Origin of the sequence: Bacillus sp. B-jedd (assembly GCF_000821085.1) — a bacterium.
In the GTDB taxonomy this organism is placed as follows: domain Bacteria; phylum Bacillota; class Bacilli; order Bacillales; family Cytobacillaceae; genus Bacillus_D.
Map to the genome: position 1 here is coordinate 786,947 of NZ_CCXR01000001.1, position 13,273 is coordinate 800,219.

The window sequence follows — 13,273 nt, forward strand, 5'->3', positions numbered from 1 at the left end:
TTTTATTTAGGTATGGCGCAGTAATTAGAGCAAGGGGGCAATTTTGCATGAATGAAACGATTGAAACCATTCTTAAACACAAGTCCATCCGGAAATTTCAGGACAAGCCTTTGGCGGAAGAGCAAATCAGGACAATTGTTGAATGCGCCAAGGCAGCTTCGACATCAAGCTTTATCCAGGCGTACTCCATCATCGGGGTGAAGGACCAGGAGAAGAAGCAAAGGCTTGCGGAAATAGCCGGAAGCCAGAACTACGTTGCCGCTAATGGCCACTTCTTTGTGTTTTGCGCTGATTTATACAGGCATGCCTTAATTGGTGAACGAGAAGGCGGGGACGTGAAGGAGTCGATTGAAAGCACGGAAAAGTTCATGGTTGCCGTTATTGATGCGGCTCTCGCCGCGCAAAATGCCGCTATTGCCGCTGAGTCAATGGGACTGGGCATCTGCTACATAGGCGGCCTTCGCAACAATCTGGAGGAAGTCCAAAATTTATTGTCCACGCCTGAACGGGTCATTCCGTTATTCGGCATGGCGGTCGGTTATCCGGATCAGAACCCGGGTATGAAACCGCGCCTGCCTTTCAGCCATATTTACCACGAAGATAGATACGAGCAGGATCAAGAAAACTATTTGCGGCAAATTGGGGAATATGACCATGAGATAGCTGCTTATTATGAAGAGCGAACGGGCGGGAAGAGGCACGATACGTGGTCAAGGCAAATCACCGGGATGCTCGAGAAAAAAAGCCGTATGTATATGAAAGCATTCGTTGAGAAAAACAAACTTAACAAGAGATAAGACCCAAATGTAAAAAAGCTGCCTGAGAGGCAGCTTTTTTGCGATGAAATAAATTACTTGCTGTTCGATCCCGGCTTATCATTGAATCCGGACGTGAAGATGGCTGCGAGGAATGCAGCGGTAACACCCAATATTAGTAACAGACGCATGTTATGTAAGCCCCCTTTGCCCGAAAAAGTCATTCGATTTGACATACACATTCATTATAGCGCAACACCGACAATCTGGAAATGAATATACTTTAAATTTTTATCCTCACGGAAACAATGGATTTTTCCTCGCCGGCTGTTTGCATGTTCAAATCAGTGTCCGCATAGAGTATAGTAATCGTCTCTGATTTTTAGCGACAGGGGGAGGCCTATATTATATGGATATCTTAAGAAAAATCGAGCGTTACCGAGAAGAAGAAGAAAAACTGCGTTGGGAAGGAACTTTTGCCGATTATCTGCAATTGCTACAAGAGCGGCCATGGGTTGCCCAGTCCGCGCATTCACGGGTTTATAATATGATTAAAGAAGCTGGAATCATCAAGGAAAAGGACAAAAAGACTTATGAGTTTTTTAACCAGCAGTTGTTTGGACTTGAAGATGCGCTAGAAAGGCTTGTTGAGGAATACTTTCATCCGGCTGCGAAAAGACTCGATGTCCGCAAACGCATCCTGCTGTTAATGGGGCCGGTCAGCGGTGGAAAGTCGACGCTGGTCACGATGCTCAAACGGGGGCTTGAAGCTTATTCCCATACAGACAGGGGAGCTGTTTTTGCGATAAAGGGCTGCCCGATGCATGAGGATCCTTTGCATCTCATTCCCCATTATCTCCGCAAGGATTTCTTTGATGAATATGGGATTAGGATTGAAGGGAATTTGTCTCCGCTGAACATGATGCGCCTCGAGCAGGAGTATGGAGGCAGGATAGAGGATGTGATTGTGGAGCGGATCTTCTTCTCGGAGGACCGGAGAACGGGGATTGGCACTTTCAGTCCATCTGATCCAAAGTCACAGGATATCGCTGACTTGACTGGAAGTATTGATTTCTCGACGATTGCTGAGTATGGATCTGAATCTGACCCTCGTGCTTATCGTTTTGACGGCGAGTTGAACAAAGCGAACAGAGGGATGATGGAATTCCAGGAAATGTTGAAATGTGATGAAAAGTTCCTTTGGCATTTACTCTCGCTTACCCAGGAAGGAAACTTTAAAGCAGGCCGATTCGCGCTGATTTCGGCGGACGAACTTATCGTCGCGCACACGAATGAAACCGAATACCGTTCGTTTATATCAAATAAGAAGAATGAAGCGCTCCATTCAAGGATCATTGTCATGCCGATTCCTTACAACCTGAAGGTTTCCCAGGAGGAGCGCATTTATGAAAAAATGATCCGCGAAAGTGATGTCGCTAATGTGCATATTGCTCCGCACACATTGAGGGTAGCGGCGATGTTCACTATTCTCACCAGGCTGAAAGAACCGAAAAAAGGCGATATCGATCTTGTCAAAAAAATGCGTCTGTATGATGGCGAGAACGTGGAAGGGTATAACAAGGCGGATGTCGATGAAATGAAGAAGGAATATCAGGATGAAGGGATGAGCGGCATCGATCCCCGCTATGTCATCAACCGCATTTCTTCCACAATCATCCGTAAGGAAATCGCGTCAATCAATGCGCTCGATGTGCTCCGTTCCTTAAAGGACGGCCTTGATCAGCATCCTTCCATAACGGCAGAATTGCGCGAGAAGTATTTGAACTATATCTCCCTCGCCAGGAAAGAGTATGATACGATTGCCAAAAAAGAAGTCCAGAAGGCGTTTGTTTATTCTTATGAAGAGTCCGCCAAGACGCTGATGGATAATTATCTTGATAATGTGGAGGCGTATTGCAACAAGGCAAAGCTTCGTGACCCGCTGACAGGGGAGGAAATCTCGCCGGATGAGAAGCTGATGAGGTCGATTGAGGAACAAATCGGCATTTCCGAAAATGCGAAAAAGGCATTCAGGGAAGAAGTGCTCATACGTATTTCTGCCTATGCGCGGAAAGGGAAGCGGTTTGATTACAATTCCCATGATCGTTTGCGTGAGGCGATTCAGAAGAAGCTGTTTGCGGATCTGAAGGATGTTGTGAAGATTACGACTTCCTCGAAAACCCCGGATGAACAACAGCTTAAGAAAATTAATGATGTCGTTGCGCGCCTAATTGATGAGCATGGCTATAATTCAACCTCAGCCAATGAACTGCTCAGATATGTCGGCAGCCTGCTCAACCGCTAGGCATGCAAAGAGCAGGAGCAAATTCTCCGGCTCTTTGTTTATGCTTTTTCGTTTCGGGGAAAAAGAGCGGTAGAGGTGATACCAATGAAGAAGGAAAAAGACGGATTGGATAAAGATTATCAGCCAGATAACGGATCAATGGCGCCAAATATGGAAGACATAAAAAATCTCGGGAAACAAAATGAAAACCGCCGTACCGGAAAAGAATTGAAAGAAGAGTATGGAAAAAAAACAGACCCAATCCAGCATGAAAAAAAGGATGACCTCCTCCGCTAACAGGCGGAGGATTTTTATTTCAGGCTCAGTTAAAGGTGAATGTTGATTTTCAATGGAGTTAATACATAAGTTTGTCCAGCTGCGACGACTCAAGAATTATTATACCCATTTTTTTACTGTTAATTTTCATAATAATTTGTAAATTATCCACAGCTTCGGCATAGGATAGAGTAATCAATATTAATAATGTGTTTTGGGCTCTATGACAGCGTATTCCAGTAGCATGCTGGAAGTGACAGAAATTTAAGCTTAATAAGGAGGGGTTTGGAATGATCGATGAGAACAATCACCATTTTGTGATCTCGAAGGAAGATTGGTCCCTCCACCGAAAAGGCCACGATGATCAGCAACGGCATCAGGAAAAAGTCCAGGAGGCAATCCGCAATAATCTTCCAGACTTGATTACCGAGGAAAGTATCATTATGTCAAATGGCCGCGATGTAGTAAAAATACCGATTCGTTCTTTGGACGAATACAAAATCCGCTACAATTACGATAAAAACAAGCATGTGGGCCAGGGAAATGGCAAATCCAAGGTAGGCGATGTTGTTGCCCGGGACTCTTCGGGGGACAAAAAAGGGCCTGGCAAAGGCCAAGGGGCAGGGGACCAGGCGGGCGAGGACTATTTTGAAGCAGAAGTATCGATGATGGAATTGGAAGAGGCCCTGTTCAAACAGCTCGAACTGCCCAATTTGAAGAAAAAGGAACAGGCGGAGAACCTGATTGAACATATAGAGTTTAATGATATTAGAAAAACTGGGCTCATGGGCAATATTGATAAAAAACGGACGATGATGTCAGCATTCAAACGAAATGCCATGCATGGGAAACCGGCATTCCATCCAATTTATACGGAAGACCTGAAATTCAAGACATGGAATGAAATAGTCAAGCCGGACTCAAAAGCCGTGGTCCTGGCGATGATGGACACAAGCGGCAGTATGGGGCTTTGGGAAAAGTATATGGCACGCAGTTTCTTTTTCTGGATGACACGCTTCCTCCGCACAAAATACGAAACCGTGGAAATTGAATTTATTGCCCATCATACAGAAGCAAAAGTCGTATCAGAGGAAGATTTCTTCTCAAAAGGTGAAAGCGGAGGGACGATTTGTTCATCGGCTTACCGGAAGGCTCTCGAACTTATCCAAAATAAATATGATCCCGTTAAATTCAATATTTACCCGTTCCACTTCTCGGACGGAGATAACCTCACCTCCGATAACGCACGCTGCGTCAAGCTTGTCGAGGAGCTGATGAAGGTGTCGAATATGTTCGGTTATGGGGAAGTGAACCAGTATAACATCAAACCATATACACAAGAAAAACCGTTGGTGCACCAACGGTTTTATTATATCTTAGGATAAAGCTGAATGACAAACTGATCAATTTTTGTCCATTCTTTTTTACGCAAAAAGGTGGCCCTTTCTAGTACCGACTTAAGTAACCTGTTTTTCTTTTCAATATCATCAGTCTCCCTATAAGCGGTTAAGACTGATTTTACCAAGGGGATAAATTGTTTAGTATTCTTTTCTCTAAATTTTTCTTTTTCCATATCTTCAACGATAAGACGTGTTTCGTCTTTTAATTTCTCAATTCTATCAACTAGCACCTTTTGTCTTTCCATAAAGGTATTAATATCATATACTCCCTTTTCTAAGAAGTCATGTAAGGCGCTTTTCTGTTTGTTAGCCTCAGCAATTTCCTTTTTCTTCTTATCGAGGGCTTTTTCCTGGAACTGAATAATAGATGAGTTGTTTTTTGCGTCTTGCTGCTTCGGTATTTCAAATTCTTTTATATATTGCTCTAAAGATACTAGAATTCTATTTTCAACCAAATATAGCATGGCACCTTTTTGCTTGCCTCTACATTGAGCTTTTGTACAATAAATCATTGAGTTTGGACGGTCTTTTCTAGGTTGATAGAGCATTGTATATCCACACAGTTCACATTTTAATATACCAGCAAGAGGATTTGATAGTACATTATTCGCCTTCGTGGAGGGTCTAAATCTGCCTGAATGAGCGGCGTTGGCAGCATCAAACAACTCTTTTGTAACTAAAGGTTCATGTGCCTCATCTTTTACTATCCATTCCTCCGGCTTCATTTTCCTCCTTGTATATTGTCCTCCACGTTTGAGGTAAGTGATTTTCCCCCATATAATTTTTCCTATATAAACTTCATTTTTGACTATGGCGGTAATGGTTGACGGTGACCAGTGGTTTCTATTCGTATCTGGCGGAGCTACTGACCACTCATCCAATTTTTTAGCAATTGCTTGCCGACCATTTCCCTTTACAGTCATTTCAAATATTTTTTGGATTACCCAAGCTGTATCCGGATCAGGGTACAGCTTAAGATTTTCATCTCTAAGATAGCCATACGGTGGTTTCTTTGAAATAGATCTTCCCATCTTTGCTTTATCACGGCGCCCACCTTGAAGACGTTTATTTATAGACTTCAATTCCTGTCTAGCCACCAGTGATTTTACCCCGAATACAAGCTCCCAATTTTCTTCTTCGGGATCATAAATTTCCGTTGGCGTTATAAGTTTTATATTGTTATACCTAAATGCGCGATCTAAGATACCTGAATCATACATATCACCACGGCCTAAACGGTCTATGTCTATAACCAAAACTCCGTCTATATCGCCTTCATCCATTCTATTTAGCATCTTTTGCACTTCGGGCCGTTCAATGATTGAATCACCCGAAACTAATTCTTCATAAGGCGGTTCAACTAAAATGTGCCCTTCTCTTTTTATGACATCCATTAAATTTCGCCTATGCCTTGCAAGTGTATCGTATTCTCTTCCTTCAGCTGCGGCTTTGCGCTCTTCTTCGACGTCAGAACGGCTTTTTCTAAGGTAGACCAATAATCGCATTTCGAAACTACGATAATTCATTACATCACCTCTATACATAATTAAACAAGCAATACACATTAGAATAAATAGAAAAAGCCCTAAATGGCTTTTCCAAAGGTTGAATCCTTAGAGATATTCTTCTAAGTTGGAATTCACAAAATTTATTTATTGATAATTACTACTTTTATAATCCTGAGCTTCGCTAAATGTATTGAAACGAATCAACTTCTTTATATTGTTTGAATCAAAAATCACACCAAGATATCCGTCTTTACCTATTAATACATCCATATATAAATCTTGCTTTAATTTATATGATTCTGCTAACGCTACATCACCTAAAATGTCAATTGAATATTCATCATAAGGCATATTTACCGGGTATCTTTCCATCATGTCCTCAATAGAATATGTCGCCTCCTTTTGGTCCTCTTCGTAGGAAACGTCAATTTCAATAGTTTCTGAGTTGTTTAGGTTTTCTATAACAGTTGAAGTGTTATCGCCAGGTGCGTTCTTTTGACTTTGTGGTTGTACTACCTGCTTTCCATTTATACCTCCTAGAGAGTATGCAGCAATGGTTATAACAAGGCCTGCCGCGAACACAAGCCAGGTAAGTTTATTACCCATCCTCCTCTTATAAGGGCCAGCATAAAATGCAGCGAGCATTAAAATAATTCCTATTAGTCCGATCAAACTCTTATCCCCTTTCAATGCTATAAATGATGTTCAAGGTAATTCATCAAAAAGAAACTTTTTTCAATTTGGCTAGTTCAACAGGAATACCGTAAATAGGGCCAATTTCTGATAATGAAAGATTTGTATTTTGATATTCTATTAATTCTTGATCAGGTAGAAGGAGCTCTACTGCGAATTTATTTGCTTCGCGTTCGAATTTATCAATGGAATAGTATGTATTGTTTTTTAAGAATGAAGTGTTAGCGCCAGGGTGAAGGATTGCATGGCCTAATTCATGGGCGCAAACGAAATTCCGAACCTTCTCATCGAGATTACAATTTAGATGAATAATTTGCACCCGTTTATAGGAACGATAAAATCCCAAAATTTTCCCTAAGTCAAGGTATAATACTTCTATCGACCTTGCTTCTGCTATAAGAAAAGGATCATTGGTTTGAAATTTGTTAATGAGGGAAGTGACTTTTCTTTTGATGCGCACAGCATGCCCCTCCGTTATTTGTTTTCTCTATATTTCTTCGGAGTGAATTTTCTCTTTGCAATCTGTTTGGCCAACTTCATAGAGGTTTCTAAAGAAGCAATGAGAAGTTCCCTATCTTCTTCGTCCAAATCATCAATGGTTTGCCCGTCAAAATGAGAATAGCCATCTTTACTTTCGAGACTTTGAATGATTTTTTCTAAATCTTTTGCGATATCCTTTTTATCTTTTGCTGAAAGCTCTGGAAGTGAAGATGTATTTGAAACATCAGAATTTATATATCCTGCTATTTCCATTAGTTTTTCATAAGGATAATCATATGCAGAAGCTAAACGCTTTAATGTCTCTGGCGAGGGATTTAATGGCTTTTTAGTACCTCTTCTATATCCTGATTCTACATCAGAAATATAAGAATGGCTTAATCCTGTTTTTTCGGCTATGCTTCGTAATGATTTTTCGCCTCTTAATTTTCTAAGTAAGTTTCCTAATTCATTCATAATAAGCTATCTCCTTAATATGTAAACCTTGTAATACATATTGTAAAACATATACAACATAAAACAGAAGCAAAAAAGGAAAATATTTTGTTGAACATAGTTGACATCATATCGCACATAGTTTACAATTCGAATTGTAGAACATGTGCGACATGCAAAGGAGGTGCATATTATGGAAAACATTGTGAAGTACTTAAGAAAAAGCAGGGATGTAGATCTTACACAGGAGGAACTTGCAACTGCGATTGGAGTTTCCAGACATACAATTATCTCTATTGAGAATGGTGGTAATACAACAGGAGAAGTCATGCTGAAAATAGCTAACTTTTTCAATAAGGATCCAAGAGAGATTTTTTTTATAGAAAGTGTCGCACAAAAAGAACAGGCGGGTGCTAATTCCAGCTAAAGGAGGTTCCTATTATTATGTACTCAAATTTAACAAGTGACATGAATACCGCGCATAAACATAGTTCAAGGGGGAATGCGGGCATGGCACTACCTAAGAAGGAACACCTTATTGGCAATTCAACTGTTATTGTCCACTCGCCACTGGTTGAAATGACATCTGCTGAAAGAGCCAACTGGTTTAAAGAACAATGGGAAGAAGGACACCCTGTTTTAAAAGAAATTGCTCGTGCAGTTGAAGATTGCTACAGGAATTAATCCCCACTCTTAAAATATCAGCAAATGCAGTCACAAATATACCTATACTTTGGTACAGAATGGAGGAGTTGGATTGGTGGCCATAGGGGAAGCATTGGCCAAAGCTCGAAAAAGGCAAGGTTACTCCCAAGAAGATCTATCTGCGCACTTACCTATTTCTCGAGAAAGTGTGGCCAAATATGAAACAGGTTCGCGCCGGCTTCCGGATGATATGCGGAAGCCGATCGCCGAAGCCCTGGATGACGTTGAATATTACTTTGTAACTTGGAAGGAAGCAGCTGGTGAAGTAGCAATCCCGTTTTTAAATGGTGAGCATGTAGATCACCATCCTTCCAGTATGGCTTTTATGGTAAAGGGCGAAACCGCGGAAGCTCTGCAGCACCTAGAAAAGGTTTCTTGGACGAAGCCGGTACATACAAGAACAGAAGCTGAAAAGGAAGACATGAAAAAGGTCTTGTTTGAGTTATTGGATGCTGCGGCCAGCATTATCAACCTGGTTGCAATTGTTGCTCGGGAATATCGTTTTTCCTTGAAAGAAATTTTTAAGGTTTGGCGGGTTTCGTTGAAATTGCGGAAATTGAATAGATAGGAGGTTTGGGAATGAGTGAAAATCAAGAAGTTGATTTGAAGGAACTTGCCCTTAAATATGGTAATGAATTTGCTGCCGAAATAGAAAAACAAATTAACATCTGTAAAGAATTAAACCATGATTTCATTATTCGGATTACACAAGAGACTAAAAATTTTCTTACATTTACCCTTGCAACCAATAGTTACGTAAATATTTATGAGGTATCTAAAAATCAATTTTATATTCTAAGACATTCATTTGTTAGCTATAACGATTGCGAAAAAGCTTTAGAGTTAATGAGAGCATTTGACTAATTTTTTTTTCGAGAAAAGGCGAAATTTGATGAACAAAATTAGGAATAACGGAAGGAGATTTTAATATGAAACAAGGCATCTATTTACAACCGGTACAAAGGGAAATGATTAAGACCGCAATGAGGGCCTATAGGAAAGGCCTTAACGGGTTGGGGCAACGTCTCTTTGATATCGCTTACAACAAAGTAAAAGATATGGGCAGAAGAATCGAACTGGATGGTATGGAAATGATTTTTATTTCTCAGTCATTGAATCAACACGGAAAGGGATTATCGGCATCCGGAAAGATTGTTGAGTCCAGACACTATCGCCATCTAGCAATGGGCATTGAGGATATAAGGATTCATTTCCAACAAACAAATGGACCTAAAGTAAAAAAAGAAAAAGCAGCAAGTGCTAGCACACTCACTGCTTAAAAAGAAAATTGTCGAATTTAATCATATTATACCACACTTTTTCGTGGCGGCAAAGCTCAGGCTTGCCGTAATGGCCAGGAAGGTCTGCTCCCCCCTTCCAGACAATTCTTCCTGGTCGTTACGGTGCGCACTGACCTTTGAAAGGAGGGTAGGAATGAATCGGAAAGAGAAGATGGTCATCCGGAGACAGATCAGCACAATCTTGGAAACTAAGTGCGGTAGATGTGTCTATCGGAAAGGAGATAGTATTTCAATTTGTTCAAAATGTCCAACCGGCCAACAACTACAAACCATTTCAAACAAGTTGTGGAATGGGAATCGGATATCAGCTGCCCCTGTTAATCACAATAGCAAGAGGCGTGTTTGGACGGAGGAGGAGGATTTATATCTTCTAAATCATAAGAAATACTTTTCAGTGGATCATATTGCAGAAAAATTGGGTAGGACAGTGTATGCAGTAAATACCCGGATGACCAAATTACGAAGAAAACGAAGGCAAATGAAATTAGCCCTCTAAAAAACTGGAAGGTGGATTAAATGGTTTATGAAATTGACTTTTCCATAAAAGTGAATGGGAATTTCCGTTCGATCCATAACGCTCTAGTTCAGGCTAAAAGCGTTACAGAATGCCAGACGATTGCTGATGAGATTCGGCAGGAAATACATCCTACAGATTATCAGGAAATTCATATTTTCATAGAAGGTCACGAATGATTGGGGCCAACGAAACAAGAGTGCTTTTGCCCAGAAACATTTTGGACAAGCAAGCAGAACTCACCTACGGCCAACTTAATGTGCAAATAAAAAACTATCTCGAACGGTATGAAGACTATACATTTTTATATTTAGATGGTTACTTTGCCGTTTGCGATAGAGGGGAAAGGAGAAAGAATGGTGCCCAAAAAAGTGAAAAGAGTCGTCATTAGACAAGAACTAGTTGAACTTACAGGCGACTTCAGATTGGCCATCGTTCTTGACCAGATGATTTATTGGTCCGAACGAAAAAATGATGCGGATAAATTTTTGCAAGAAGAAATGGACCGTATCAAAAAGTATGCCTCGAATGAGTCAGAGCTACAGAACCTGAATATCGATCACTTAAAAAGTCATGGGTGGATTTATAAAAAAGCAGAGGATCTTTCCGAGGAAACAATGATAAACGTTAAACCAAAGACGATGCGCGAATATCTAACCATTCTTGTCCAAAAAGGATGGCTGGATGAACGCAGAAATCCACTTATAAAAATGGATCGCACCCTGCAATATAGAGTGAACTTGTTGAAAATCCAACTCGACTTGCAAGCAATTGGTTACGCTCTTGAGGGTTATGCTCTTGCAAAGGTCGAAAAAGTAAATTCGAATTTACCTCAAGAAAATACGAAAGAACAAAAAGAAAATTGGAAGGGTGAAAATGTAAATACAAAGGGCGAAAATGTAGCTCCAAAGGGCGAAAATGTAACAGCAATACCAGAGCTTACAACAGAGCCTACACCAGAGATTACAAACAAAGCTTCTTCTTTTTCTGAAAACGATACTGCTGAAAACGAAATGGCGGTATCGGTTGAGAAGACATCTGATAATGCATTTGCGTTTTTTGAAAAAAACGGATTCGGTATGGTCAGTGGGTACATGGGAGACAAGATTGGCTCCTGGTGCGACGATTTGTCAGATGAGTTAGTTGTCGAGGCAATGAAGATTGCTGTAGAGCGTGGTGCCCGTAACTGGAGTTATGTTGAAAAAATTCTCCAAGACTGGCTTGGTCGAAAGGTTAAATCGGTAAACGAGGCCCATGCAATAATGGCTGCCTTTCAAGAGCAGAAAGCGAGACAGCGTCATCAACCTAGAGGGAGACCTATCAGGCAGGAAAAGGTTCCAGAATGGTTTGACAAATCAGGAACAAACCAAGCTCCCCAAGAAGATCAGGAAGCAGTCGAAGCCAGAAAGAAGGAAGTTGAGGAGCTACTAAGTGCTTTCAAGGGAGGAGCTTGAGTTATGGGACTGTTACTTGACGCTGTAAAGAACCGGCGAGATTTTATACTTTTTCAACTTTTGAAGGCTGGATATCCAAAAAGCGAAAAGCTTTCATCCCTGCCATTATCAGAACTGGAGCATCTTTACATAAGCGTGCGTTGTTCGCAGGCGAAAAATGCTCCTTTGGTCAGCAACTGATGTCATCGCTATCGTTAAGTCAATTAAACTATCTCGCCAGGTATACGACCAACTATCGGAAGCCTGCTTTAGATGAGCTGAATAGGAGGATAAAGCTACATGCATTCTCCCGTTAAAATTACCTACCTGACTGAAGAGGAGCTTGCGATATATCGAAGTAAGCCTACCAAGTTGAAGGAAGGGAAACTAAATAGAGCAATTGATTGGAGGTGGCCGCAAAATCGGCGAAGGGATGAAGATAAGCTACGAAACAATGCCATTGAAACAACTGATTAAAGAATGTGAAGAGGGCAAAAAGGCATTGGCTGAATGGGAAAGACGCTGGGAAGCGCCTTATCCGAAAATAAAAAAATGCCAGGCGGATTGGCCTGGCACAAAAAGATGATTGCACCACCATTATACCACTAATAGGGGTGCGAAAATGCATAAAAGATTAGTAGAGATAGAAATTGATGATAAAGATTTGTCCGTTAAGCAGCACATGGAACCCGGCAAAGTTTTAGTGCTTGTTCTGGACGGACAAAAGGGCAAGGCGTATAGGTGCGAAGCTGTAAAGCATGGTCTTACCATAGTTGAGACTACTGGTGGCAAGTCAAAGCGCGTAACGTTCGAGGAAAGTGAGCTTTGTTGAAATGAATACCGTACAGCCCATTCGTGACCGGTCAAAAATTGCGGAAATGAAAAAGCAATTATCCTCCAGTCGCAGGAACGAGTTCTTGTTCCAGATGGGAATCAATACAGGTCTTCGGATCAGCGATCTACTTTCACTTAAGGTCGGGGACGTAAGGAACCGTTCCCACATCCATATCACAGAGAAAAAAACAAAGAAGGTTAAGCGCTTTAGGATTAACGAATCCTTAAGAAACGATATTATCACCTATACCCAAAGTATGACAGATGAAACGTACCTTTTTAAGTCCCTGCGTGGTACAAAACCTATTGGCCGTTGCCACGCTTGGAAAATATTAAGTGATGCTGCTAAGGAAATAGGTCTAAGTGAAATTGGTACCCATACGCTTCGGAAGACATTTGGGTACCATTTTTACCAAAAAACAAAGGATGTCGCGCTTTTGCAAGAGATATTTAACCATAGCAGTCCGTCAGTTACTTTACGATATATCGGGATCAACCAGGACCTGATGGACGAGGCGATTGATGATTTCAGTCTATAAATCAGGGAGTTGGTTTGGATGGCAAAGGCAGATAAGTGCGTTGAGTGTGGAGGACATGTCCCAATTTATCAAAAATTTCTTTGTGAGGATTGCTGGAC

General features: G+C 41.1%; 17 protein-coding genes and 1 pseudogene. 14 read left to right on the forward strand and 4 right to left on the reverse strand.

Annotated features, from left to right (window positions below; all coding sequences use genetic code 11):
• Positions 1-47: 47 nt before the first annotated feature.
• From nfsA to yhbH, 4 genes and pseudogenes are all read left to right on the forward strand, one after another.
• Complete coding sequence (gene nfsA / locus BN1002_RS03880) at positions 48-797, forward strand: oxygen-insensitive NADPH nitroreductase (protein WP_048823699.1); 750 nt, start codon at positions 48-50, stop codon at positions 795-797.
• 367 nt (positions 798-1,164) lie between these two features.
• Positions 1,165-3,060, forward strand: coding sequence for a PrkA family serine protein kinase (locus BN1002_RS03885; protein WP_048823700.1), 1,896 nt, complete (start codon positions 1,165-1,167; stop codon positions 3,058-3,060).
• A gap of 84 nt (positions 3,061-3,144) precedes the next feature.
• Positions 3,145-3,336, forward strand: coding sequence for a hypothetical protein (locus BN1002_RS03890; protein WP_048823701.1), 192 nt, complete (start codon positions 3,145-3,147; stop codon positions 3,334-3,336).
• 269 nt (positions 3,337-3,605) lie between these two features.
• A pseudogene (gene yhbH, locus BN1002_RS03895) lies at positions 3,606-4,637 on the forward strand (sporulation protein YhbH); the annotation flags it as partial.
• A 47-nt stretch (positions 4,638-4,684) separates the two neighbouring features.
• Here yhbH and BN1002_RS03900 read toward each other — a convergent pair.
• From BN1002_RS03900 to BN1002_RS03915, 4 genes are all read right to left on the reverse strand, one after another.
• On the reverse strand, positions 4,685-6,241 hold the full coding sequence (locus BN1002_RS03900; protein WP_048823703.1) for a recombinase family protein: 1,557 nt from the start codon (positions 6,239-6,241) through the stop codon (positions 4,685-4,687).
• A gap of 126 nt (positions 6,242-6,367) precedes the next feature.
• Entirely contained in the window at positions 6,368-6,895 is a 528-nt protein-coding gene (locus tag BN1002_RS03905) for a hypothetical protein (RefSeq protein ID WP_048823704.1), read from the reverse strand.
• 46 nt (positions 6,896-6,941) lie between these two features.
• Positions 6,942-7,376, reverse strand: a complete 435-nt coding sequence (locus tag BN1002_RS03910; protein WP_048823705.1) for an ImmA/IrrE family metallo-endopeptidase — start codon at positions 7,374-7,376, stop codon at positions 6,942-6,944.
• 14 nt (positions 7,377-7,390) lie between these two features.
• The gene (locus tag BN1002_RS03915) at positions 7,391-7,870 is read right to left on the reverse strand and encodes a helix-turn-helix domain-containing protein (protein ID WP_048823706.1); all 480 of its coding nucleotides are present in this window, start codon (positions 7,868-7,870) and stop codon (positions 7,391-7,393) included.
• A 172-nt stretch (positions 7,871-8,042) separates the two neighbouring features.
• Between BN1002_RS03915 and BN1002_RS03920 the strand changes: the two genes are divergently transcribed.
• From BN1002_RS03920 to BN1002_RS03970, 10 genes are all read left to right on the forward strand, one after another.
• Positions 8,043-8,276: a helix-turn-helix transcriptional regulator gene (locus BN1002_RS03920; RefSeq protein ID WP_048823707.1), complete on the forward strand. Its 234-nt coding sequence runs from the start codon at positions 8,043-8,045 to the stop codon at positions 8,274-8,276.
• A gap of 83 nt (positions 8,277-8,359) precedes the next feature.
• Positions 8,360-8,533, forward strand: a complete 174-nt coding sequence (locus BN1002_RS23975) for a hypothetical protein (protein WP_197072732.1) — start codon at positions 8,360-8,362, stop codon at positions 8,531-8,533.
• A gap of 76 nt (positions 8,534-8,609) precedes the next feature.
• Positions 8,610-9,122, forward strand: a complete 513-nt coding sequence (locus BN1002_RS03930; RefSeq protein ID WP_048827713.1) for a helix-turn-helix domain-containing protein — start codon at positions 8,610-8,612, stop codon at positions 9,120-9,122.
• An 11-nt stretch (positions 9,123-9,133) separates the two neighbouring features.
• Complete coding sequence (locus BN1002_RS03935) at positions 9,134-9,418, forward strand: hypothetical protein (protein ID WP_048823709.1); 285 nt, start codon at positions 9,134-9,136, stop codon at positions 9,416-9,418.
• Between the two features lie 65 nt (positions 9,419-9,483).
• A complete protein-coding gene (locus tag BN1002_RS03940) occupies positions 9,484-9,834 on the forward strand; it encodes a hypothetical protein (RefSeq protein WP_048823710.1) in 351 nt (116 codons plus the stop codon).
• 537 nt (positions 9,835-10,371) lie between these two features.
• Complete coding sequence (locus BN1002_RS23980) at positions 10,372-10,548, forward strand: hypothetical protein (protein ID WP_197072734.1); 177 nt, start codon at positions 10,372-10,374, stop codon at positions 10,546-10,548.
• A complete protein-coding gene (locus tag BN1002_RS23985; protein ID WP_048823712.1) occupies positions 10,545-10,760 on the forward strand; it encodes a hypothetical protein in 216 nt (71 codons plus the stop codon). The genes BN1002_RS23980 and BN1002_RS23985 overlap by 4 nt, the downstream gene beginning before the upstream one ends.
• 34 nt (positions 10,761-10,794) lie before the next feature.
• Positions 10,795-11,823: a DnaD domain-containing protein gene (locus BN1002_RS03955; RefSeq protein ID WP_197072735.1), complete on the forward strand. Its 1,029-nt coding sequence runs from the start codon at positions 10,795-10,797 to the stop codon at positions 11,821-11,823.
• 601 nt (positions 11,824-12,424) lie between these two features.
• Complete coding sequence (locus BN1002_RS03965; protein WP_048823715.1) at positions 12,425-12,634, forward strand: XtrA/YqaO family protein; 210 nt, start codon at positions 12,425-12,427, stop codon at positions 12,632-12,634.
• A gap of 1 nt (position 12,635) precedes the next feature.
• The gene (locus tag BN1002_RS03970; RefSeq protein ID WP_048823716.1) at positions 12,636-13,175 is read left to right on the forward strand and encodes a site-specific integrase; all 540 of its coding nucleotides are present in this window, start codon (positions 12,636-12,638) and stop codon (positions 13,173-13,175) included.
• Positions 13,176-13,273: the final 98 nt, after the last annotated feature.